General features: G+C 61.4%; 18 protein-coding genes and 1 pseudogene. 1 reads left to right on the top strand and 18 read right to left on the bottom strand.

Going from position 1 to position 22,899, the window contains the following annotated elements; translation table 11 throughout:
* Positions 1 to 79: 79 nt before the first annotated feature.
* Positions 80 to 883, top strand: a complete 804-nt coding sequence (locus OKA05_RS24320; RefSeq protein ID WP_264489810.1) for a hypothetical protein — start codon at positions 80 to 82, stop codon at positions 881 to 883.
* Positions 884 to 898: 15 nt separating this feature from the next.
* On the opposite strand, the gene OKA05_RS24315 is transcribed toward OKA05_RS24320, so the two are convergent.
* From OKA05_RS24315 to OKA05_RS24235, 18 genes and pseudogenes are all read right to left on the bottom strand, one after another.
* Positions 899 to 1,906 carry a helix-turn-helix transcriptional regulator gene (locus tag OKA05_RS24315; protein ID WP_264489809.1) on the bottom strand — a complete coding sequence of 336 codons (1,008 nt, stop codon included), beginning with the start codon at positions 1,904 to 1,906 and terminating at the stop codon, positions 899 to 901.
* 14 nt (positions 1,907 to 1,920) lie between these two features.
* On the bottom strand, positions 1,921 to 4,770 hold the full coding sequence (locus OKA05_RS24310) for a ThuA domain-containing protein (RefSeq protein WP_264489808.1): 2,850 nt from the start codon (positions 4,768 to 4,770) through the stop codon (positions 1,921 to 1,923).
* Positions 4,767 to 5,624: a sugar phosphate isomerase/epimerase family protein gene (locus tag OKA05_RS24305; RefSeq protein ID WP_264489807.1), complete on the bottom strand. Its 858-nt coding sequence runs from the start codon at positions 5,622 to 5,624 to the stop codon at positions 4,767 to 4,769. The genes OKA05_RS24310 and OKA05_RS24305 overlap by 4 nt, the downstream gene beginning before the upstream one ends.
* 232 nt (positions 5,625 to 5,856) lie before the next feature.
* Positions 5,857 to 6,294: a hypothetical protein gene (locus OKA05_RS24300; RefSeq protein WP_264489806.1), complete on the bottom strand. Its 438-nt coding sequence runs from the start codon at positions 6,292 to 6,294 to the stop codon at positions 5,857 to 5,859.
* Between the two features lie 117 nt (positions 6,295 to 6,411).
* Entirely contained in the window at positions 6,412 to 6,684 is a 273-nt protein-coding gene (locus OKA05_RS24295) for a hypothetical protein (RefSeq protein ID WP_264489805.1), read from the bottom strand.
* 69 nt (positions 6,685 to 6,753) lie between these two features.
* Positions 6,754 to 7,422, bottom strand: coding sequence for a hypothetical protein (locus OKA05_RS24290; protein WP_264489804.1), 669 nt, complete (start codon positions 7,420 to 7,422; stop codon positions 6,754 to 6,756).
* A 4-nt stretch (positions 7,423 to 7,426) separates the two neighbouring features.
* Positions 7,427 to 7,525 (bottom strand): annotated as a pseudogene (locus OKA05_RS29495) (autotransporter-associated beta strand repeat-containing protein); the annotation flags it as partial.
* A 298-nt stretch (positions 7,526 to 7,823) separates the two neighbouring features.
* Positions 7,824 to 8,162, bottom strand: a complete 339-nt coding sequence (locus tag OKA05_RS24285) for an Ig-like domain-containing protein (RefSeq protein ID WP_264489803.1) — start codon at positions 8,160 to 8,162, stop codon at positions 7,824 to 7,826.
* A gap of 23 nt (positions 8,163 to 8,185) precedes the next feature.
* Entirely contained in the window at positions 8,186 to 8,374 is a 189-nt protein-coding gene (locus OKA05_RS24280) for a hypothetical protein (protein ID WP_264489802.1), read from the bottom strand.
* Positions 8,375 to 8,383: 9 nt separating this feature from the next.
* Complete coding sequence (locus OKA05_RS24275) at positions 8,384 to 9,115, bottom strand: hypothetical protein (RefSeq protein WP_264489801.1); 732 nt, start codon at positions 9,113 to 9,115, stop codon at positions 8,384 to 8,386.
* A 195-nt stretch (positions 9,116 to 9,310) separates the two neighbouring features.
* Positions 9,311 to 10,852 carry a DUF1254 domain-containing protein gene (locus OKA05_RS24270; protein ID WP_264489800.1) on the bottom strand — a complete coding sequence of 514 codons (1,542 nt, stop codon included), beginning with the start codon at positions 10,850 to 10,852 and terminating at the stop codon, positions 9,311 to 9,313.
* A 48-nt stretch (positions 10,853 to 10,900) separates the two neighbouring features.
* On the bottom strand, positions 10,901 to 11,506 hold the full coding sequence (locus OKA05_RS24265) for a GFA family protein (protein WP_264489799.1): 606 nt from the start codon (positions 11,504 to 11,506) through the stop codon (positions 10,901 to 10,903).
* 43 nt (positions 11,507 to 11,549) lie between these two features.
* Positions 11,550 to 13,118 carry a DUF1254 domain-containing protein gene (locus tag OKA05_RS24260; RefSeq protein ID WP_264489798.1) on the bottom strand — a complete coding sequence of 523 codons (1,569 nt, stop codon included), beginning with the start codon at positions 13,116 to 13,118 and terminating at the stop codon, positions 11,550 to 11,552.
* Between the two features lie 39 nt (positions 13,119 to 13,157).
* A complete protein-coding gene (locus OKA05_RS24255; protein ID WP_264489797.1) occupies positions 13,158 to 14,636 on the bottom strand; it encodes a DUF1254 domain-containing protein in 1,479 nt (492 codons plus the stop codon).
* A gap of 513 nt (positions 14,637 to 15,149) precedes the next feature.
* A complete protein-coding gene (locus OKA05_RS24250) occupies positions 15,150 to 15,905 on the bottom strand; it encodes a discoidin domain-containing protein (RefSeq protein ID WP_264489796.1) in 756 nt (251 codons plus the stop codon).
* 45 nt (positions 15,906 to 15,950) lie between these two features.
* The gene (locus tag OKA05_RS24245; RefSeq protein WP_264489795.1) at positions 15,951 to 17,774 is read right to left on the bottom strand and encodes a DUF5703 domain-containing protein; all 1,824 of its coding nucleotides are present in this window, start codon (positions 17,772 to 17,774) and stop codon (positions 15,951 to 15,953) included.
* A gap of 43 nt (positions 17,775 to 17,817) precedes the next feature.
* Positions 17,818 to 22,035, bottom strand: a complete 4,218-nt coding sequence (locus OKA05_RS24240; RefSeq protein WP_264489794.1) for a DUF5703 domain-containing protein — start codon at positions 22,033 to 22,035, stop codon at positions 17,818 to 17,820.
* 104 nt (positions 22,036 to 22,139) lie between these two features.
* Entirely contained in the window at positions 22,140 to 22,895 is a 756-nt protein-coding gene (locus tag OKA05_RS24235; RefSeq protein ID WP_264489793.1) for a PEP-CTERM sorting domain-containing protein, read from the bottom strand.
* Between the last annotated feature and the right edge of the window lie 4 nt (positions 22,896 to 22,899).

Raw genomic sequence — 22,899 nt, 5'->3', positions numbered from 1 at the left:
TTCGATTTTCCCCACTGGGCTACATCGAAATATCACCAAACGAAGTCTTCAGCTAAAAGATTCCACCTATCCCAAATCCATGACCAAAGCGAAAGCAACCCTCCCACTCCTTGCCATCATCGCGGCCTCGTTCGCGGCGATCTCCTCGCCCGCTTCGGCCGCGATGGTGCTGCTGAACGGTGCCACCGAAAGCCGCACCGCGGGCTTCACCACCTTCCTCGACAACACGACCGCTGGCACCGTGGCGTGGGGCTTCAATAAGGGCGCGGATCACATCATCAATTCCTCCGGCGCGCTTTCCACCGTGCGCGTCGAGGCGGTGACCAATACCGGCGCGGCATCCCCCGGCTCAGGCACAGCACCTACGATCAACATCTCCAATTCCGAAAACGGCGGAGTGGCCCGGGTTCAGGACATCAATGCGTATAGCTGGGGCTATGGCTATTCGGGTACCGACCTCGCGGAGAGGAACGAGATCGCCAATGACGGCGGCGGGTTGTTCTCCCTGTTAGGGACATTGACGGTAGTCATTCCCAATTCCGTCGCCACCACCGGCCAGATTTATCATGTGGAACTTTTGTCGATCGGAATCGGCGCCGGCAACTCCATCCGGATAATGAACGTTTCGGCGAACGGCACCCCCTACGTCACCAACTGGAACGTGGTGACCAACGCCGCAAACCACTATAGCAGCGTGCTGGAGTTCGACGTGATGGCCGACGCAAACGGCATCTCCCTGTCGCTCATCGGCGGCACGGACGCGGGCGACAAGAGCCCGTATATCAGCGCGATGTCGCTGACGCCGATTCCCGAGCCGTCCGTTCCTTGCCTGCTGGGTGGGTTGGGCGCGCTTGCGCTCCTGCGCCGCCGTCGCCTCAAGTGATCGCAGGCCGGGATCTTATGCTTGCGTCTTGCGCCACTCTTCGGGCGCAAGGCCGGTCCATTTGCGGAAAGCGGTGGCGAAGTACTGACCGGAGGAGAACCCGCATTCGCGGGCAATGTTCCCGATCGGCACCGGCGGCGTCTGCCGTAGCAGCGCCTGGGCATACTCCAGGCGGCACTGGGTGAGATAACCCGCAGGGGTGAGGTTGGTGAGCAGTTTGACGTGATGGGCGAAGCGGGTGGTACCCAGCCCACAACTCTCTGCCATGCTTTCGATGCCCCATGACTTTCCGCAGCAGTGACGCAAGTCATCAAGGAAGACCTGCACCCCCCGCTGGCTGTCGGTCAGCGACTCCTCGAGCGTGATGCTCTTGGAGCGGAACATTTCCAAGAGCGCGAGCAGCAGCGCATTGACGCTGACGATGATGGCCGAATGTCCGGCGGGAATTGGCTGCTGCACCGCGTACGCGAGGGACTGGAAGCAGCGTCGGATCTCCGGGCTGGTCTTCCAGCAGTGTTGCTCGTTCTGCCGCAGACAGCGCGTGAGTTCCTCAAGATCGGGTGGGTGAAGGACTATCCACGACGGCCACGACCACTCCTGGTGAGGCAGACGCACACCGACATCCAGAATCAACCAGATCAGTCTCCCGGTGGGAACATGGGGATCGCCGATCTGGTGGGGCTGCCAAGGCCGGGTGATGAGGCACTCGCCGAAGTGAAGCGTGGTGGACTGCCCCTCGACCCGCACGGGGACCTGTCCCGTGTCCATGAAGGTGAACTCGATGCCCTCGTTCCGGTGCTCTGGCAATCCCCACTGCTGGCCGTGCTCGGCATTCCAGAAGCCGGTGCTGCTCAGGCCGACCAATTCGTTATCGGAAAGCTTCTCGCCGGGATAATCATGGCGGCCCACGGCATGCAACTCGAGTTCCCCCGCCCGTGCCGCGAAGATGAGCGGCTCGCAGCGGTCGGCAATATAGACACGCTCCTGATCGGCATACGACGGGATTGGGCGCGCGTGAGGCATGGGGACAACGAGACCTATGGGGACGGTTTGACAGCTTTGACCTCGATCAAGCTTACCATCGGATTGTTTGCTTTGGCTTGAAAGTCCAAAACAATGGCGCCGCCGCTGGCTTTGACCCGGAAGGTTCGTGTCAGCGGCTTGCCAAACCCCGCTTCCTTGACCACGTCCAAATCGCTGATGACCTCCCTTTTGTTCGCCGACACGCTGAACACCCGTTGGCCCGGACTTCGCATCCACCACTCACCGAAGGTTAGGGTGACTTCATACTCGGCGTCCGAGGCATCGAAGCGATAGGAGAAATCTCCATAGCGGCAGGTGCTGATTTCCGGAATTTCGCTGCCAGTGATGGTCTGGCCCCCGATGAAACCGTAGCTGCCACTGTGGTAGGCGGTGTCGGAGGAGTAGGTCTTGTCAGCCACTTTGACCAACTCACCACCGGCGTGCAGGCGCACGGCCGTTTCCCGTCCGAGCGACTCGATGTAGGCGAGCAGGTCATTTTGTGCGGCTTCATCCAGCCCGGCAGTAAGACCGGGTGGCATCAAGGAGCCGGGAATGATGGCGGTCTTGAGAACCTGGTTGCGAGGAATGTTTTCCGTGCTTCCAGCCGTGACGAACACGATCTTTTCTTCATCGGAGGAGTCGATGCGACCGACAAGCTCCGAGCCGTCTTTTTTCGTCACTTGAACGGTGTCGTAGTCAGTCTTGATGTTCGCGGCAGGATTCTCGATTGATTCGCGCAAGCCAGCGCGGTCCATGGTGAGGCCGAGGTTGTGCAGATCCGGGCCGAGCTTGTTGCCGCTGCCATCCACGGTGTGACAAGTTGCGCAGCTGCGCTGGGTGAAGATCTCCTTGCCTTTCTCTGGAACGCCGGGAAGCGAGACCAAAGGATTGGTGGCCGGCTGGGTTTGCTGTGCATTCACCCACGGGGCATGGATGTAGCGATAGACGTCGCCGGTGGGCGTGGCCAAGGGGGCGTGCTCGGCAGGAGCTTCCTGGCCAAAACGCGCGACATACATGTCTCCGGACGGTGCGAAGGTCAGATCGGAAACTTTTCCGGGGCCTTTGGAAAAGACTTCTTCCACCGCATCATACGTTCCCTTGGCGTCCTTGGTCAGACGCACTCGGGCAATGCCGCCGTTCTCCCAACGTCCGTCATTGCCCCAACAGGCGATGAACAGGTCGCCGGCGGTGTTGCCGAAACGGGTGTTGGTGGTGGGGTTGAATTCACAACCGTCCGGCGAGGCGTCGGAGGCGACGTCCAGGATCGGAAGCGTTGGCGGGCTGACGGGCTTCTTGGGGTGGTGGCCGTAGTTGCCGTCCTTCACGGCATGGTTAAGTTCTTCGGTGGGGTTGCCGCTGCTTTTGTTGTCGGTGAAGAAGATGTCGCCCGCCTCGTTAATGGCGAGATCGTAGGCGAAGCGCAAACCGCAGGCAAAGCGCTCGATGGTCTTGCCATCGGGACTGATCCGCAACATCGAGCCGCGCAATCCCTTTGGATCCGGTGCGGGCTTGCCGTTGAGGTAATCGGTGCAGAGGATGGCGTAGAGGTGGCCGTCCTTGCCGAACTTCACGCCGAAGGTCCAATCGAAGGCATGCATGGTGTAGGGCCAGCCGCTGGCAAAGGTTTCATGCTTGCCGCAGGTGCCGTCCTTTTTCACTTCGAAGCGGCGGATTTCCTGGGTGAATCCGACATAGAGCCAACCGTCCTTGTAGGTCATGCCGGTGGGGTAACGCAGGCCGGGGCCAGGGGGGACGATGCCGGGTTTCGGCACGGTCTGGCCGCGGGGAAGGCCGATTTCCGCGGCATTGATGAATAGGGTCGTGGTATCTTCAAGACCGTCCTTATCGGTGTCCTTGATGGTGAGAATTTCACCGGTGTAGTTGGACACGAACAGGAGCCCCTCCGGGGTCGAGGTGATGGCGGTCGGGTTGTGTAGCAAAGGACCGCTTTTGATAGGCAATTTGACCGCGGCATAAGGACCGGTGACTGCGACTTTCGGGTCGATATGGCTCTCGATGGTAGCACGGCTTGGTTCCTTGCCAGCCGCGGCGAGCTGTGGAGGGACGGGCAAGGTCACCGCGCCGGCGGCGGCCCACTCGGCACCGCGGCTGAAGCTGGATTTGAAGGTGGGACTGGTAGTCGAGCGGGTGTCGTGACCTAGGGTGGTGCAGAACACGCGGCCTTTTTCATAAGCCACCGTCCACAACACCGGCTCGTGGACCTTGGTGGAGGACGAGAGGCCGGTGGCAAGGATTTGCTGATTGCGCGCCGGGCCTCGGAGAGTGTGGTAAAGCTCGTCGGGTCCGTGCTGCCAGTGATTGGGAAAACCCGCCATGATCGGATGGGTCGCGATGCGGGTATCCACGATCAAGTTGCCGATCGCGTTGTGACTGGAATTTCCTCCCGTAGGATCGGAGATGGCCCGGCCGTTTTGGTCGAAACCAACACGCTTGCCCTGTCCCGCATTGCGCCAGCCTACCGAAATCATGCGGTTGAACTCCTCATTTTTCGGGAAGGTCGCCAGCGCGGCATGGACCACGACGAGCCCGCCGCCGTTTTTCATGTATTTCTCGAAGCTCGCCCACACCGGACCGGGCCAATCCGTGCCCCAGTAGGTGAGAACCACCGTGCGGTAGCGGCTGAAATCCGGAGCGCCCGCCGTCCAGGCTGCGTCGTTAGAGGCGCTGAAAACCTCCACGGAAAAACGGCCGGTTTCCTCCAAGGCGCTTTTGAGCGTCGGAGTGACCTTTTTCCAATCGTGATGGCTGTCCTGACCGTCGATGATCAGCACCGGCAGCCGCTCCGCATGAAGCGGCATGATCAGCGCAGCGACCCAGACGACAAGCAGGTGGAATGCTTTCATGCGTATGCTTCCTGTTGGCTCCATGCCTGCAAGCGCTCCGCGGAAAGTTTTACCGCCGCTTCGCCAGCGATCTCAAGCGTGGTCGGCCCGTCGAAGCCGATCTCCTGCAGTGCCTGGACGATCGGCTCGATGCCGACAACCCCATCGCCGAGCGGAATGAGGCCCATGCCGCAGCCGAACAGGGTACCCCGCTTCGGGATCCACTCGGCGGGCATGTCCTTCCAATGCACATGTTTGATGCGTGACCCGAAGGTTTTGACGAAGGCGAGCGGATCGCCGCCGCCGAGCCATGAGTTTCCGGTATCGAGATTGATCCCGACGGTCTCTTCGTGTCCCAGCGCATCAAGAATGCGGCTCATGCCTTCCACCGTGTCGGTCAGGATGCCGTGAGGCTCCAGCAACAATTCGACCCCGAGCTGCTCGGCCCAGCGGATCGGCTCGTGAAGCTTCTCGCGGATGCTGAACAGGCGTTCGTCGTCGGTAAGCTTGTGGCCGAAGGATGTCTTGGGATCCCCCTCGGTCGTGATGACTTGCTTCACCCCCAGGAAATGCGCGAGCTTGATCGCCTTGATGATCTGGGTCGTCGCGTAGCGATCCGGGGAGGTAGGATCGAGGAGGTTGGCGTGCGCGCAGACGCTGGTGAGGGTCAGTCCATTTTCCCGCACCATGTCCAAGATCGTGGCCGGGTGGGAATCGAGGCTGAACGAAGCAGAGAAGCCGTACTCGGTGCCGAGGGTAGCCCCGTCATGATTGTCCGTGAGATCGGCAAAACGGAACCCCATCTCGCGGATCAATTCGAACTGCCGGCGCATCCCGGCAAAGGGCTGGATCAAGGCAAAGCAACCGATATTCATCGCCCTCATTCTACGCGGCTGGAGGCCGGTTGTTGAGTGCGATCATCGCCACTGGTGAATTGCGAACATCGCCCGAACCCTTCGAGGGACGGAAGCCCATCCTGGCACGGACGGAAGAGCGTGAGCGACTACACTCTCCTGACCGGCTTTCCGCGAAACCCGCTTGCTAACGCGGGGAGGGTCGACCGGCGAAATCCGTACCGCCGGCCGACCGTTTCGACGAGCCAGGAAATCATTCGCTCACCTTCAGTCGGGCAAAGAGCATTCCGTCGGTCTCCAAAGTCCGCGGAATGGTCACGGTGAAGTCATCTGCTACCGCGTCATTCTCGATCACTTCCACCATGACGCCGTGGGCATCGGGTCCGGCAGTGGATGCTCCGAGGACGACATCCGTCCAGCCGGCAAGGTCCGATCCCCACTGGACGAACCCGGTGCCAGCATGAGCCTCGGCATCGTCGCGGCGCCTGAAGGTCAGCACCAGGTGTGTGTCATTCACGGTCGCGAGCGGACGGATGGAGCCGTCGGCAGCCAGCGGGTCGCCGTCGAGGTAGAACTCAAGGAGGTTCGCTATCCCATCGTGGTCGTGATCGTCGCTGGATCCGTCGAGTCCGTGGGCCGAGGCCCAGAGGACGTAGGGATCCACGACGACGGCGGGGGCTAGGTCCGTCACCGCAATGGTCCCATTCACCGCGGGCTGGCTGGTGTTCCAATACAGCCCTGCTGTGAGCGACGGAAGCGTGATGGTGCTGAAGCTACCGCTACGGGTGGTGGCGCTGAAGAGCTGGAACTAATCGCCGTTCTGCAGCGCGTTTGCTCCGACATCGGTGACTAACAGCGTGTCAGCGTAGGTAACGGTGGTGATGCCGCTCACCTTGTCGGTGGAGAGCACGCTGCCGGTGCGGCCGATCTGCATCGCGGTAGTGCCGGACAAGGTGAGCGCCTTGCTGCCGAGAGTCAGGGTGCCGGTGCCATTCACTCCAAGGGCGAGGGTGCCCCCGCTTTGCTCGGTGACCGCGTCTCCGAGCGTGCCGGTGCCAGCGAGGGTGCCCCCGCTTTGCACGGTGGTGGTGGTCGCGCCGAGCGAACCGGTGATACTCAGGATCCCGCCGCTGACGGTGGTGGCTCCGGTTTAGGTGCTGGCTCCGCCCAAGGTGAGCGTTCCGGCACTGGTCTTGGTAACGGCGACGGTGCCGGAGGCGAGCAACAGATTCTGCGCGATGACGCCGGAGAAGTTTCCGCTGCTGGCGCTCAGCGTCGCTGTGTTCGCGGAGTTGTTCTTGGTAACCGATCCTCCCCCGTTCAAGTCGCCGATCACCGTGGTGACGGTTCCCAGCAGGCTGAGATACCCCCCGGCCTCAAGGGTGACATCCTGACCGCTGAGGTTCCCATTGAAGAGGCACAAGTTGCCCCCGCTGAGGACATGGATGTCGCCGGTGAAGGCATCATAGGCCGTAGGGCTGGTGAAGGTGCAGCGCCCTTGCGAGCCGGAGACGGGAGCCGGTTCCGTGCCGGCCTGCGTGTTGCCGATTTCCAGGATTCCGGAACCCGCAAGTGCAGTGGAAAAATTGGTCCCTCCGGTGTTGCCGGAGGACCGGGTGACCCGCAGGGTGCCGTTCACGTTGAGACCGCCGGTGCCGAGGTTCAGCGTATTGTTCGCCGAGCCGCTGCCGATCAGGTCGAGCACCGCATTGTTGCCTATCACCACCGAGAGCATGTTGGCGAGCGTCGGAGTGGCGGAGAGGTAGTTGACCCGCAGCGTTGCCGATGCTCGCAATGCCGCTTCCCAGCCCGTTGACATGACCGATGGCAAGGATGCCGCCGGAAACGGTCGTGCCGCCCGAGTAGGTGTTGTTGCCACTGAGCCACCAGCGTGCCAGCGCCGGCCTTGGTGAGTCCGTCACTGCCGGCCACAATGGCGCGTCTGATTGTTGACCGTGATCAGCGGAGAGCCGCTTGCGACGTCGAGCGTGAGCGGACCGCCGCTGCCGGTGTTAAGCGCCCAGTTGTGGCTGGGCGTTGTATCACCGAAGATCAGGCTGCCGATCGTGCGCGCGCTATCGAGCGTGACGGTAGCATCCGCGGTCAGGTTCAGCGTGGCGAAGTTGGCGGTGTACCCGGTGCCACTGCCAATGGTGCCGCCGTTCCAGTTGCCGACGTTGGTCCAGTATCCACCCGAGGGATTGGTCCATGCGATGAACGCTACCGCGATCTGCAGGTTGGTGGTTGCGTGGCACCTGAGGCATCCGTCACGCGCAAGCTGAAGCTGTTGAGCCCGCCATCGCTGTCCGCGGGATCTCCGAAGATATCACCGTTCGAAGCAAGGGTCAGCCAGCCCGGCCCGCTGACCTTCGAGAAGGTCAGCGTATCGCCCGCGTTCGCGTCACTTGCATCCGCTGCGATGCTATCACTGTAGAAAATGCCCGAGGTCGCTCCAGAGGCGGTGATGGGATCTCCGGCGAAGACCGGCGCAAGGTTCTGCAGGTATTCCACGGGGATGTTGTCCACCCTGAATTCCGCAGTCAGGTTGCCACTTCGCATGGCGATTGAGTCGAAGGCAGTGATCAACGGCGTGCTGTCGGAGTATCCAGAAAGGGGTCGCTCTCGCTATTGGCGACATACATCAGCGAGGTCCCGGAGATCGGCGCCAGTTTCGGCTTGCCCTCGGTGAGAACAATTTCCGCGGGCCGGTTCGAGACGAAGACCTTCGGCACGGTGGTCGCACCCGGCAGCACGAAGAGCTTGGACTTCACCTCGCTCCATTAGCCGTCGTCAGGCAGCCTCTTGAAGGAATCGGGAATCCCCGCAGCGAGAGTCCACGGACCCTTGGAGAGGTCCTTGGTGACAAGCCACTGGCTGCCGGCGAGGAGGTAGTAGTCCGTGCCCTCCACCAACAGGTCCCAATTCGTGTTCGCGGCGAACATCAGCGAGGGATCGTCGCCCTTCACCGGCTCCAGCTTCGGCTCGCCAATGAAAACAACGAGCACGGCGGGCGAATCGCTGAAGAAGGTCGGCGGCGGCTCCAAGCTTACCGGGGTGTCGGCAGTGCTGGCATCGGCACGATCCACAGCCGCGGTCATGGCATCGAGCGGGAGTTCCATCGAACTGTCCGGCGCGAGGACGGAGCGGACCAGTGCCTCTGCCTGGGCAGCGGTAGCGGCATCCATTTCCGGGAAGCGGAATCCGCTCACGGTGCGCTTACCGATACTGACACTGCCGCGATCGAAGTCGGTGATGGTGTCCGCTTCAATGGCCGCAGCACCGTAGCTCGCCTCGGCACTGCCCTCCAGCTTCACGCCGATCGCGGCATTCGCCTTGAGATGACGGAATTCCGACCACTCAAGGATTTGCGGCATGTAGATGGCGATCTCCGCTCCGCCGACCTTGCAGGAGCGGGGCCAGGATTCGGGGTCGAGTACATCTTCCCCGGCGGCCCGGAGCGAGGACGAAAGGGTGAGCGCAGCGACGGCCGCTAATGCGTGCCTACGATTCATGGTGGAATAATCGGAGTGAGGCAGTGGCAGGTTCGGGGAGGGATGGCCGATCAGGACTTTAGCAAGATGCACCCCTCGTCCCTGTGGCCGGTGGCGAGGTATTCGAGGGAACGGACTGAGGTGAAGCATAAGGAGCTAGTAGGCCACCTCGATACCGCCTGCACACAAGGAGGGCGTGAGGGGTAGGAACTTCGCTCACTTCACCAGCTCCACCTCGCCCGGCCGCCAGGTCTTCTCGAACCACGACTCGAGCGGGCTGTAGAGGCGCAGCATGGGGTTGAAGCCTTTGCCGGGAATGGTCTGAATCCAGTTCGCTTCCTTGCCCGCCGGAGCCTCGGGTCCGAAGTAGATATCCACCGAGGTGTCGGGGTTGACGACGAGACTTTTCGTCTGGCTGCCCAAGCTCGGGTAGGTCTGGTCGGTCTGGAGGTCCGACCGGGTCTGAGTGTCGTAGACGATGATCGCCCAGAAGCGCTGTGCAGGGATATTGGGCGGCAGGTGGAGCTTGTAGTTCTTGGCACCGTCGAGCCGGTTTCCTTCGGAATCCACGAAAGTGTAGGCGTACTGCGAACCCTTGCCGATCATCTTCATGGACATCCCCGGGGTGCTCCCCGTGAAATAATAATAGGAGGCGCTGCGCGAATCGAGGGCGCGCACGCCGGGCTGCTGAAGAAATTCGTAACCACCGATGAGGAGCGGGTTGCTCCACCCGCTGTTCGGGTAGTAGAAGGTCCCCGGGTCCCGGGACTTCATGAGCATGGCGCGGACGGTAGCGTTGGCCACCGCGGCCGACTCGGTGAGAATCTTCTTCATCCGCGCATCGGGCGCGAACGGCTTGCCTTTCTCAATACCGATCGAGGCGAGGAGACCCATCGTCTCGGGGTCCATTGCCTCGCTCGGCTCATCCTGCACAAGCTGGTTGAGTTCTCCGTAGAACCCGAAGTCGTTCGCGTGAACCGTGTTGTGCGGAGTGCCCGAAAAATTGGTGAACTTCTGCTCCGGTGGATTAGCGGCTTGTGAGAGAGGATAGATACGCGTGTGCTTCTTGATAATATCCGCCCTCTTCTCCGGTGAGCCATCGACAAGGAATCCGCGCGACAGATACCAGTTCCCGAAGGTCGCGGACTTGAAGACGTAGTATTCGCCGCCATCCTTTTTGTCTTTCGGCACCTCGCCTTTGTAGCCGGGCGGGAGGAAGAGGAACTTGCCACCCTTGCCCTGGTCCGGCCCCAGCAATCCGAGGTCGGCCACGTAGTGGAACCAGGCGTCGTCAAAGATGCCGAGGGCTTCGGGAGGACTCTCGATCACCACCGGGCCGTCCGTCAGGTCGATCCAGTTCACCGCGTAAACGGTATCGGCGTTTGGCGTGAGCCAGATCGCCTTGGAATCCAGGAGCGTCTCGGAGACGAGGATCGTCTTGCCATTCACGGCGCCGAGTTCCCGCAGGGCGTGGCGCATGGCCACCAGCGAAGCGCCCGGCATGCCGGTGAGGAACGCCTGCACTCCGCGCTGGAAATCGAGGTTGTCATAGACCTTCTGGACGGTGGCATCGTCCGGGAAGCCGTCGTCGAACTTGAGCGTGCCGAGGCGAGTCTCGACCGAGTCCGGCGTGGTGATGGACGCAGGAATGTCCGTCGACATCTTCATCTTCGGGGCGGCCTGTGCCGTTGCGGTGGGGCTGCCCAGCGCGCCGATCAGCGCGGCGGCGATGAGTTCTGGCAGGTGTGATGTTCTCAAAATGAGTCCTTTCGTTTTGGGTGGTTTGCGGAAGGGGCTCGCCCGTAGCTACTTGCCATGTCCCAACGGCATCGGAAGGTCCGCGAGCTTCTTCGTCCACGGATGTGCGTACTCTTCGAAGCCGGAACCCATCGGCGGCGGAAACGTCGGGTCGGCAAAAGCCCCGACTTTCACGCCCGTCCGGGCGGGATCGGATTTTCGGTAATAGTAAACGGTGGACCCGCACACGGGGCAGAAATGAGACGTAACCAGATCAGCGGCAGAATCCGTTTTGAGCCCGTCCGAGCCGGCGCAGGTGCGATACTTAGTCCGCCCCGCGCCCTCGATGGGAAACTTCCACGCCGTCGATTTGCCCTCGATCTTCACCTGCTCGTTGGGGAATCGCGCCTGGAGAGAAAACGGGCTGCCCGTCTGCTTCTGGCACAAAAAGCAGTTGCACATGACGACCCGGTCTGGGTCGGGGCCGGTACAAGTCACGCTGAGCTGTCCACAATTGCACGAAGCCACACGGGTTTTGATGGCCTTGGGATCCGCGACGGGAGTCTTCATGGCGTCGGGCTCCTGTGCTTGCGCCTGCGTCGTCGCGCCGCCTCCCCCGATGATTCCGAGTGCGGCGACCCTGAGGGCCTCACGTCTTGAGTAGGTCGTCTTCATCATCAGTCCTTTCGCTGTTATGTTTGTTTGGTTCCCTGTCGTGTCACTTCACCAATTTCGGTTCGCCCAGCCGCCAGGACTTGTCGAAAAACGGCTCCAGCGGGCTGTAGAGGCGGAAGACCATGAACCAGCCCTTGCCGGGGACGGTGGCGAGCCAGTTGGCTTCCTTGCCCTCCGGGGCTTTGGGGCCGAAGTAGAAATCGACCGACCCGTCGGCGTTAGTGATCAGCTTGTCGCGCGTGTTGTTCTTGCCGGGAAACGGCTGGCTGGTCTGGAGTTCCGAGCGCGTCTGCGGATCGTAGAGAACCACCGACCAGAACCGCTGGGCGGGGACATTGGCGGGAACATTGAAGGTATAAGTCTTCGCGCCATCGAACGGCTGCCCGTCGGCGTCGCCGAAAGCAACGCCGTATTGTGAGCCAGCACCGACGAGCTTCATCATCATCTTGGGCGTGTTGACGGTGTAGCCGTAAAAGAACTTGGTGCGGGCATCGAGGTTCATTGCGCCCTCCATTTCGCGGTCGATCCACTGGTAATCGCTGACGGCGAAGAAGGAATGCCATGCGCTGCCGGGGTAGATCGGCGCTTTCTTTTCGCGATCACGGAAGGAGATGGCGCGGGCGGTGGCGTTGCCGACGGCGACGGCGTCGGTGAGGATTCTCTTCATCCGCTCGTCGGGCGCGAACTTCTTGCCCTTGACGATACCGATGGCTGCGAGGAGGCCGCGCTGTTCCGGATTGAGGAAGTTGAGCGGCTCTTTCTGGATCACGTTGTCCAGCTCATGGAAGAACTCAAAGTTGTTGGCGTGGACGGTGTTGATCGGCTTCTTGGAAGCGCTGATGAACTCCATCTTCGGCGGGTTGTCCTTCTGCGCGAGCGGATAGACCTTGAAGCCGTCCTTGAACATCTTGACGGCGGCATCGGGCTTGCCGTCTTCGAGGAAACCGCGCAGCGGAACCCAATTCACGTACGAGGTGGATTGTGCGACGTAATATTTCTCGCCGTCGACCTCGGCCTGGTCCGTGCCCGCGGTGGGCTTGAGATCACCCTTATAGTCCGGCGGAAGGATCAGGTATTTGCCGCCCTTGCCCGCGTCGGGGCCGGGGCCGCCCATGTCGATTACGAAGCGGAAGTAGGCATCGTCCGTGGTGCCGGGGCCGCACTTTGGCGGGATCTCGACGACGGTGGGACCATCCCTCTCCAGATCGAGGAAGGACATGCAATAAACCGTGTCCGTATTGCCCGTGAGGTAAAGCGGGTTGGAGTCCATCAGTTGGTCAAAGAGGATGGCCTGATTGCTCTTGGTCGCACCGTATTCGAGAGAACCGAGACGCAGCCCTTCCATGGACGCGGCGGGGATGAAATTGAGGAAGACCTCCACTCCACGCATGTGGTCGAGATTGTCGTAGAGTTTTTGCGTCGTTTCCGCGGTGGGTATGCCATCGACGAAGTCGAGCGTCCCGAGGCGGGACTCCACCTTGTCGGGCGTCATGATCTTCTCGGGGATCTTGTTGTTGAAGCCCGGAGTCTTTTCCTGCGCGTGAGCGCCGGGGGTGGCGAGTGCGCTCACGAGCACAGCGCCGAGGAGTATGGGTTGGTGTGTGATTTTCATATCAGTCCTTTCGTTTCGCGGGGTTGGTTCTATTGCGGATCACTTCACGATTTCGATATCCGGCAGCTTCCAGCTCCCGTCGAACAAACCCGCCTTGGGGGTGTAGAACCGCATCATGGGGTAGAAGCCTTTTCCGGGGACGGTCTCAATCCAGTTGGCTTCCAAACCCGCGGGGGCGCTACCGGCGGGCCCGAAGTAAAGCTCGAGGGAGCCGTCCGAGTTCGTCTTGAGCTTGTCGAGGGACGAGCGGGCGGCGTCGTTGCCCGGGTTCTGGATCATGGAGCGGGTCGCCGTGTCGTAGAGCGTCAGCGACCAGAACTGCTCGGCCGGAGCGCTCGCGGGCACGTGCAGACGATATGACTTCCCGCCATCGAGGCGGTTGCCGTCCTTGTCCTTGAACGCCTGGACATAATTGCCGCCGGGACCGGCCTTCATGACTCCCAAGGCGGGCGTCGTATAAATCGCCCCGAAGGTGTAATGCAGCCGTTCATCAAGCTGGCCGTAGGCATCGGTCTGCTGGACGGGATTGACCTGAAATACCCAGTGCCACTTCGACCCGGCAAACGGCTCGGCCTGGCGGAATCGATCGGGTCCTTCAAATAGCATCACCCGACCTATGGCATCGCCCATCTTTGCCGCCTCTTCGAGGATCCCCCGCTGCCGGGCGTCGGGCTTGAATTCCTTGCCTTTTTCGATGCCCAACGGCTTGAGCATGCCCATAAAGAACAGGTCGCGCGCTTGGACAGGGTTGTTGTTGATGAAGGCGGAAAGACGCTCCCAGAACGCCATCCCCCGGGGAGGAAGCGTATTCACCACCTTCCCCGACATGGAGATGAACTTGTTCGGCTTCGGGTTGGCGCTTTCGCTTAGCGGATAGACTTTGACCTGCTTGACGTTGGCGACGGCGGCGTCCTTGTCGTCGTTTTGCACGATGCCGCGGACCATGAGGTTGTAATTGTTGCTCGTTCCCTGGAGGACGTGATAGCCGGTCTGCGGAGCGTCACCCTGATAGCCGGGCGGGAGGAGCAGAAACTTCCCGCCCTTGGCACCATCGGGTCCGGGCAGCCCGACGTCGGCGATGGATCTCTGCCAAAAGTCGTCGATCAATCCGACGATCGCTCCGGGCGGGATCTCGACGACTAGCGGTCCCGCCTTGCCAAGGTCAACATTGGCCAACGCGTAGATGGTGGTATCGTTCGCGGTGAGCCAGAGGCCCTTGGGGTCGGCGTAGTTGTCGGCGATGACCAAGTCATTGAGATCGGCACCGAGGTCGCGCTTGGTCGCGATGCGAATCGATTCGAACGAAACCGCCGGATAGGCCCACAGGTAGGCTTGCACCGCGCGCTGGTAGTCCAGTTCGTCAAACACCTTGCGGGTCGTCTCCTCCGTGGGAAAACCCAGCTCGAAATTGAGATCGTCGGCGCGGGTCTTCACGTTGTGGGGCGTGGTGGTTTGCGCATAGGCGCTCGTGAGGGTCAGTGCGCCAGCGAGCGCGGCGGCGGTGAGTTTAGGTTTCATTATCTCTCTTTTTGGGGCATTTGAAGTCACTTCGGGAAAATCAACGGGCTCAAGCGCGCCCTTCCCTTCCCGACGGCGACGGAGCGTCCTATGTGACAACATTGATGTTCACGGTGGGAGAGATGAAGCTGGTATCCGCCACAGCAAATTGATCCAGTTCACTGGGTTACGATGAAAAGGCTTCTCTGTTCCGCCTAGGGCTGCTCGAGGCTTGCGTTTTTCCGAGTCGAATCTGTCACCGAGCTTCGGAATTGGCTATCGTACCTTAGTACAACAACAACAAGGGGGCACCGTGCGCATAAAACGCCATCCCACCGCCTCTGCCGATTCCATTAGACCACGCCGATCTCGACTGAGTCCTTTTACTTTGCGAGGTCAAACGTCCTCCAGTCGACTACTTCGGATCCCTTCAAAGCCGCCATCGAAGGAGCCTCTTTTGTCGACATTCAGGACGTTTCTCGGCGAGCCGCCCGCCCGTCGCACTTCCATCCCGCCCGGGGCAGCGACGCGCCGCTATCGCGGGTACAGCAGCACTTCCTCCACCGTGGGCGAATCCGAGGCATCGAGAACATTCAGCCGGAACACCTGCGCCGTAACCGGTGCAAAGCTTAGTTCCATGTCGGCCCCCAAGGTGGTGCCGGTCGCAAGCGCCTTCCAGGAACTGTCGGCTTCCTGCGCCTCGAAGGCAAACCGACTCACGCGTGGATAGCTGGTCTCCTGAATGACCACGCGGGAAACTTCCATGGGCCGGCCCAGATCCACTGCGATCCAAGCGGCCTTCGTCTCACGGGCCGCCCAGCGGGTTTGAGGATTCCCGTCGAAGGCCTTGTCTGCCTCGTGGCCGGCTCGATAGACGCTGGAGGCGGTGGCCGCTTTCCCAGCCGAAAGCGGTGGCGGTGCCGGCAGAGGGAGTGTCTTGAGCGGGAATATCTCGATGTCCTTGCGACGTGTTTCAGGCGTCACCTTGTCCACCACCACCTTGCCATCAGCCACGTGGCCCTCGACAACGGTTTGGTAAGGCGCGTGGAGTTTGAAATTTCCGGTCCAGTCTGCAGGCCACGCCCCCCCTAACAGGATGCGCCTGCCGTCGACCTGCATGATCATTTCCTGTAACGCGGTCATCGCCACCCCGCCATGGTCGGCATCGGGTGCTTGGCAAAAGCCTTCGCGACCGTCACCGTAGTGCACGTGGTAGAAGGCGGGGAAGCGCTCCCCCGGATGGCGCAGCTTGTCCACCGTGTAGCGAGCCGCCTGCGCTGTGTCGCCCATGCGGGCTAGATTGATGGCGCTTTGATACCAGCACTGGTTTTGGCGCTAGATCGCTGGCTTTATAGGAGCGAGGTCCCAGGTGTTCTTGGCAAGTGTCATGTCGCTGCGGCCCAATGACAGGATGCTAAATGGGAAGCAGACGTACATCTGAGGAAAATCCATGTTGCCGTTTTCGAACACCCATTCCCAGGACTCGGCAGCTGCGAAGTATTTCCTCCCTTCCTGCTCCTTCATCGGAAAAGGCGGAATACGCTTCTGGAAGCCCTCCACGTAGGCCCGCTCGCCGGTCGACAGAGTGCCTTTCGGCAGCACCAGCAGTTCGCGGGTCAGGGCCGTCAGCCCGGCGATCACATCGGTATTGTTGGTGCAGCCGTGGTACGGCTCGCAGGCATCGCTGGGATAGATGACGAGGTGTCCCTTGGCGTCCAGCGGCTTGCCGGTTTTCTTGGCAAGCGACTTTTGATGGAACTGGTCGTAGTAGCGAATGATGCCGATCGCCGCATCGCGGTAGTTCCTGAACTCCTTGCCGGTGTAGCGCCCCATTTCTAGCATCATCAGCGCGAACTCCATGCCGGAGGTGTAGTGGTGCGGCAAGTGCCGGGCACTGCAACGTCCGTCAGCGGTCGTGCCTATGGAGTCCAGTCCGAAGATGCTGAAGGCTTCGCTCCAGGCCACGCCATCCACATCCCAGAATTTCCTGGCGTGCAGGCGGCTCATTTCGGTCCGGTCGCGATAGAAATCCGTCGCCACTTGCAGGAGGTCGAAATCGCCGGCGCGCAGCATCGGCCAGTATACGAGGCGCTGGTTTTGCGCCATGAACTGGCAGCCCTCCCACGCGCGGCGGTCGGGGTTGTCGGTACAGGTGAACTGCCCGCCATTGAACAGGGTCATGGCCCGGCCATTGACATTGGAGGCCGACATGTAGCGAATGAGCTGGTAGTTGCGCCCGGCTTGCCAGGCTTCATCCGTTGGCGGTGCGCCCGGGTTGATGGTGATGTGGCTGCGGCTCCAAAAGACATTCCACCAGGCTTGGGTGGCGAACCGGTCGGACTTGGCGTTTTGCGCCGCTCGCCTGGCGTGCTTGTCCAACTGCGCTTCCCAAGTGGCCAACGACTTCTCCTGTTCCATGCGCAGGGTGATGCACAGGTCTAGTTGCTTCACCGGCGCGGCCGTCTTCAGCGAGCAGGTCTGGGTTTTCAACCCGTTGAACAAACCGACACCGCTGCCGGCCTCCACCATGCCGGGGGCGGTCATGCGTCCGCCACAGATCAGGCCGGACAGCGGATCAGGCACCTTGTCCTCGAACTCCGCCATGCCTTGTGCCTCGAGGTCGTTCTTGCGGCGGGCATTGACCTGGGCCAAGCGGCGCGACCATTGAATCGCACCCTTGTCCACCTTGGCATCGTAGTTCGACCACGTCTCATAACTCGCCGTCACCTCCACCGGTTCGCTGGCGGTGGTCTCCGCATGCACCAGAGGCTGGTCCACGGCGCACCAGAGTTTGACCGACACCCGCGTACCGGAGGCAGTCTTGCCGCTGACGATAATTTCGCTTTGGGCGAGGCGCAATTCCTGCCGGAAGTCCTGCTCAAACACCGCGGGGAAAAAACGCAGGCGGACCAAGCCGAGCTTGGGCTGCATGCCGTTTTCATCCATGCAATTCGGGCTGCCCATCAGGAAGCAGAGCTCGCCCTTCTCCACCCACACGTTTAGGCCGAGGATCCCGCCGGCAAGCGGCATCGAATCCACGGAGCTTTTGCTCGGGCTGTCCCAGACGACATTGTAGGCTGCGAGTTCCTCTTCCCAAGTGGTGTTAGCCGGCGGAGTGGCGGAGGCAGGTGCTAGAACGGCTACCAAGGTGGCAGCCATTCCAATCCGGATAATGGATTTCGGAGGCATCGTAATTCTGAAATCAGTTCGCATATGGGGTGAGGGTCACCCTGAGCCGGGCGAACCGTCGTGTGCCCCCCCCGGGAAGCGTGTGGCCAATCGTGGTTGTGGTGTTCAGATCAGGAGCCACCGGCGTCCATTCCTCGAGGTCGTCCGAGACCTCGATGCCATACGCGACCTTCGGGTCTGCCGCGGCCTCCACGCCTTTGGTGAAGGTGAGGGTGAAGTCATCCCCCGCAGGCACCAAGCCTGGCAGTGGAGTGAAGACCAGGGGGTCGGTGCCGAGCGCGTATTCCACGCTGTTAGGCAGCTCGTCGTGGTCGGGATTCGCGGCGGAATTCCACAGCGAGGGCGATTCAAGGTCCCGGCCCGGAAAGCGAACCAAGCGCCAAGCCTCATATCCCGAAACGGTGACACTTCCCGAAAGGGCCACCGGGACATCGGCCATCAGGACGAGATCTTTGGCGCGGGAAGCGGGGGTGACTTCGAGTTGGTCCAGCGTACCGTTTCGATAGCGACCGGAGACCATGGTATTGCGGGGGGCGTGAAACTTGAAGGAAGCATCCCAGTCCGCGGGCCATGCCGGGAGCAGGAACATCTTATCGCCCAGCGTTTGGAAAGCCATCAGCTGGGTGGTGTCCAGCAGGTTGCCGCCGTGATCGCCATCGGGCACCGAGTCGTAGATCTGCCCCCACATCGAGGGGAGGCGGTAGCCCGAGCTGTAGAGGCGGCAGTTGGTGGTCAGGGCGAGTTTCGCGTCGCCGGTGAGGCCCAACAGGGCGGCGACCATCGGCGTCTGCTGCCAACCTGAGAAGCTGTTGACGTAGGTGGGACCGCCGATGGTGAAGGGTTTGAAGTAGTTGTTGGCGAGAGTGATCCGCTCGAAGGTATCAATGCCCACTTGGCGGTTAGGACGGCCGATATTGCAGAGGCGGAAAGGGAAGGTGGCGTAGTGCTCGGGTTCCTCCACGTTCATGCGGGAGGTGCTAAATGCATGCGCCGGGGCGAATACGGTGGTGGACTGGATTTGCTGGATCGGCAGCGTCGGAGTGAGCGCCTTGGACGCGGCGAAGGAGGCTGCCTGCGAAGGTGTTAGAACATCGGAGGGCAAGCCGAGCAGGCGGTCGAGCACGGCGTTCATGCCGGCGACAACGGGCATTGCGTTGGTGGTGTTGTGAAAGGTTTCCACGGAGTGGATCGGGCTCATCACCACCTTGCCGTCCGCCCGGGCAGGGTAACGGGTCTCGATGAAGCGAAACAGGTCCGCGGCGTACGGGACGATCTTGTTTTGCAAGAAGATGGTGTCGCCGGAGTGGTCGTAGGCTTCCAGCATCAAGGCGATCAACTCGAGACCCGGGGAGATGGTGACCGCGCCGCCGTACTGGTTGTCGGTATACCAATTCGGTTTGCCGGACCGGTTATAACCGTAGATGCCCCCCAGGCTCAGGCCGAAGGAGGTGGTCATCTCGTTGTTGAACTGGCCTTCGGTGCCAGCGCCATGCCACGCGACTGCGCGACCGCGGTTGAGCGCCTGGAAGCGATCGTAGTACTCGAAGAAGGGCTGCATGAAATCGACCTCGCCGCGGGCAGGCATCGAAGAGTAGTGAAGCCGGGTATTCTGATAGAAATAGGTGTGGCCCCAGTTGCGGTAGTCGGGATTGTTGCCGAGAGTGATCGGCGAGGTGTTGGGATTCACGGTCCACAACGAGCCGTTGAACATGATCGGGAAATTGCCGCGCGCGCCGCAGGCGGTCATCCACTTGGTCAGGACATAGGCCCGGGTGACGGGGGATGGCGTCGGATTGGCAGTGTCACCGGTGCTGCCAGCCACTTGGGCGGCCTGCGAGCCATTCAGGAACACGGCGCGAGCCTTGGTGCGATTGTCGTAGGTCGTGACGACATGGATCCAGGTACCGGTGGCGAGCAGATTGGCTGCAGTGCCCACGTGATCAAAGCCGTTGTAGAAGCGAAGCGCCCGCCCCGGATAGAGATCGAAGAGATAGCCGTCCTGCTGATTGGCGGTGTTTTTGTCGAACAACCGGCCACTGTTGGGTTCGCCGGTGTCCAGCCGGACCCACGTTTCCAGGGTCGCGCCTTCGGCCGGTTCCAGGCGGGAGTCATCGGCGGCGAGGAAATGACCACCATCAAACCGGGCGTGACCGACACCACCCGCGGTGGAGGTATTGATAGTGCCAGATGTGGTGAGGCTGATCCCCGTGCCGAGTCTGCCCGGACAAACGCCGCCACTCGTGCTTCCTAACAACCAGCTCGCTTTCAAGCCCCCGGTGACGGTGACATCGGTGTCCGGTGCACCGGTTGCGAGGGACGCGATTTCAGCGGCGGAGAGCACCCGGTTGTAGAAGCTGGCTCTCGCCATCGCGCCGCTGAACAAGCTCCCGCCGGTGGAGTCCGCGCCGAGCCGGAGGGGCAAGCTGTTTCTTCCCATCGCGATGGACTCCGGCGGGCCGTCGCCCTGCACGAAGATCCAACTGCGGTTCCAGTAGTCATGCCACCATTGGCTGGTGCGCTGCATCGCGGCAGCCGCGTCCGGGCCTTGGCCGTGAATCTCCTCCACTTCGGCGAGCCAGTCGGCGGCGGTCGGCGTCTGGGCGGTATGGGTCGCGATCTTCAAATCGAACCCCGTGACCGGTGCTTCGGTTAGAAGCGAGTTGCCGCCGCTGGTCGTGGCTCCGGTCAAGGTCATCCAGCCGCCGAAAGTGCGATTGGCGAGCGTTTCGGGAATGTCCGCCAGATAGGGAGACATGAACTGGATTTGGGCGGTTCGCGCCACGCAGGACCAGGCATTGCGATGATAGAAAGCCAGTCGGCTGCCAGCCGCGACATCCACCACATCGGCGGACTCGTAGAGATTGGAAAAGGACGACCCGCCAAGCGGTGAATCGCCAGCGTTGCCGGTATAATCCTGGGTACGCCAAGTCTCGTAGCTGGCACGTACGGTGAGCGGCGCCGTCGAGGCGCCCGCCACATGGATCGTGGGGCTATCCGAATCCACGAAGACATGCAGGGTAACCCGATTCCCCGGTGGGCCCGCCGTAATCACGGCATGGCCATCGTGCAGCCGCAGCTCCTGGCGGAAGACCTGGCCGCTTGCGAAGGGATTGGGGGACAGGTTGAGACGGACTTTCCCCAGCTTCACCAGGCGATCCAATTCCGTACGGCTGTCGGTGCGGGAGATGTAGAATTGAAGGTCGCCATCGGCCTCGACCCAGAGCGTGAGGCCGACCTCGCCATTCCCCAACGGCATGGCACCGCGATCGTTCTGGCTCGGGGTGGACCAGACCGGGTTGTAGACCTCAAGTGCAGTCGCAGGGTCCAGGGGATCCACGGCTTTCACCCGGGCCGGGTCACTGGTCACGCTGTTGACTGCGTTGGTGACGGTCACCGTGTAATCGCCGGCGTGAGTGCTGGTTACATTCGGGAGGTCGAGGGTGGCGGCGGTGGCGCTTCCGATCGGATCGCCATCCAACGACCACTGGTAAGTCAGAGGCTCGGTGCCAGTGGCCATGACGCTCAAGCTTGTCGTGTCGCCGAGCGCGACCGCTCGTGATTCGGGTTGTTGGGTGATGACGGGTGCGGAAGGTAGCACTGCCGTGACATCGCGGAGCTGGAGGGCGTTGATCTGCGTGGAGCCGCCGGAATTGCCGGTGAGGGTGACGGTCTGCGTGGCGGCATCCGCGGTGAAGGTGCCGGTGGCATATTGGCCCATCCCACCGGCGGTATTGGCAGCGGCGTTGCTGTAGCTCAAGGTCACCGTGTTGCCTCCGCCACTGGTGATGGTCTCCGTGCGGCCCGGTCCGTAAATGCGCGAATCAATGACCCAGATTTGAACCTGGTAATCCCGGCCATCGACCAAGTTGTTAAGGGTCACCGTGCAGGCCCCGCCGGTGTTGGCGTAGCGGCCGCCGTTGAGGATGTTCTTGTAGGCGGCACTCAGCCCGTAGGCCGGCATCGCCGTGCCCCCATCTGTCACGAAGCTGCCGTTGGTAGTCCCACTGCTCCAGCCGAGCGTCGCGCCGCTTCCCGGAGCCGTGAAAGCGACGCCATTCACCGATTGCGCCACGCCTTTCCAGTCATAGGCAAACACCGGGACCCCGGCGGTGGAGACATCACTATCCGCGGTGATAGTGCCCGGAGAATTCCAAGCGACGGGTGCTGCGGGTGCCGTCAAAGACAGCAGCGCGAAGGTGGCGAAGAAACAGGCAATGACGGTGGTTTTCAACAGGAAATAGGGGGACGTGGGATCGTGAAAAAACGGGGCCGCCAGTCCTCCCGGTTGGCGGCCCCTTGGATTCCGTAGTAAACCCAATAACTCCGGAAAATGATTCAGCGGTCGCGGCGGCGGCGCTGCAGCAGGGCGAGCATTCCGAATCCGCCAAGCAGTGAGGTGCAAGGCTCGGGAACGACACCCAAGTTCCGGATCTGGAACGCATTCAACTGACCGCCGGAATTTGTCGCATTTGCGTTGAACCCCCGGATGCTGAAATCCTGGGTCACCGTGTCGGCAACGAAGGTGGCTTTAATCACCAAGAAGCCCGCGTCACCCGTGCCGAACGCATATTGCTGGTTGGTGATGCCAATGCCGTAATCCGTCAGCGTGACGCCGGAAACGACAGTTCCACTGACATTCACATAGCGTCCATTGAGGGCGGCACGCGTGTCGGCGAAAACCATGTCGACAGCATAGGTGTTCCCGACCGTCAGCGAGCTGAACTGTAGGGCTTGAGCACCACTATTGTAGCCTCCCGAATCCAGGAAGTTGTTGGCGGAATTGCCGCCGCCTTCGCTGAAGAAGGAGCTGCCTACTGCAATCGACCATGCGACATTGGGTTGGGACAAGGCGCCATTCCCGCCATTGACGCTGGATCCGGAGACCCCCGTGAAGGTCACGCCGTTCACCGTTGTAGTGACGCCGCCAATATTCTTGGCACCATAGAGGGTTCCCGCGGTGGTGACCCAAGTCGTGTCGGCCGGGGTGGATTCGTTGGTCTGTCGAAACGTCTGGGAACTGAAGGTGATGACGGCCGAATGAGCGGTCAGGCAGGTGCCTGCGCAGATGAGCAGAAGAATGGTTTTCTTCACGGGG

It is taken from the genome of Luteolibacter arcticus, from assembly GCF_025950235.1.
Classification (GTDB): Bacteria; Verrucomicrobiota; Verrucomicrobiia; order Verrucomicrobiales; family Akkermansiaceae; genus Haloferula; species Haloferula arctica.
The sequence above is the reverse complement of the archived record's forward strand: the minus strand, read 5'-3'. Positions and strand labels throughout refer to the sequence as shown.

Bases quoted from the DNA above. Each gene is read 5' to 3' on its own strand.
- OKA05_RS24310 (WP_264489808.1), bottom strand. From the start codon at position 4,770: ATGAAAGCATTCCACCTGCTTGTCGTCTGGGTCGCTGCGCTGATCATG.
- OKA05_RS24265 (WP_264489799.1), bottom strand. From the start codon at position 11,506: ATGAAGACGACCTACTCAAGACGTGAGGCCCTCAGGGTCGCCGCACTC.
- OKA05_RS24250 (WP_264489796.1), bottom strand. From the start codon at position 15,905: ATGGGCGACACAGCGCAGGCGGCTCGCTACACGGTGGACAAGCTGCGC.
- OKA05_RS24305 (WP_264489807.1), bottom strand. From the start codon at position 5,624: ATGAATATCGGTTGCTTTGCCTTGATCCAGCCCTTTGCCGGGATGCGC.
- OKA05_RS24275 (WP_264489801.1), bottom strand. From the start codon at position 9,115: ATGAATCGTAGGCACGCATTAGCGGCCGTCGCTGCGCTCACCCTTTCG.
- OKA05_RS24245 (WP_264489795.1), bottom strand. From the start codon at position 17,774: ATGGCTGCCACCTTGGTAGCCGTTCTAGCACCTGCCTCCGCCACTCCG.
- OKA05_RS24285 (WP_264489803.1), bottom strand. From the start codon at position 8,162: ATGCGAAGTGGCAACCTGACTGCGGAATTCAGGGTGGACAACATCCCC.
- OKA05_RS24315 (WP_264489809.1), bottom strand. From the start codon at position 1,906: ATGCCTCACGCGCGCCCAATCCCGTCGTATGCCGATCAGGAGCGTGTC.
- OKA05_RS24255 (WP_264489797.1), bottom strand. From the start codon at position 14,636: ATGAAACCTAAACTCACCGCCGCCGCGCTCGCTGGCGCACTGACCCTC.
- OKA05_RS24320 (WP_264489810.1), top strand. From the start codon at position 80: ATGACCAAAGCGAAAGCAACCCTCCCACTCCTTGCCATCATCGCGGCC.
- OKA05_RS24260 (WP_264489798.1), bottom strand. From the start codon at position 13,118: ATGAAAATCACACACCAACCCATACTCCTCGGCGCTGTGCTCGTGAGC.
- OKA05_RS24290 (WP_264489804.1), bottom strand. From the start codon at position 7,422: ATGTCAACGGGCTGGGAAGCGGCATTGCGAGCATCGGCAACGCTGCGG.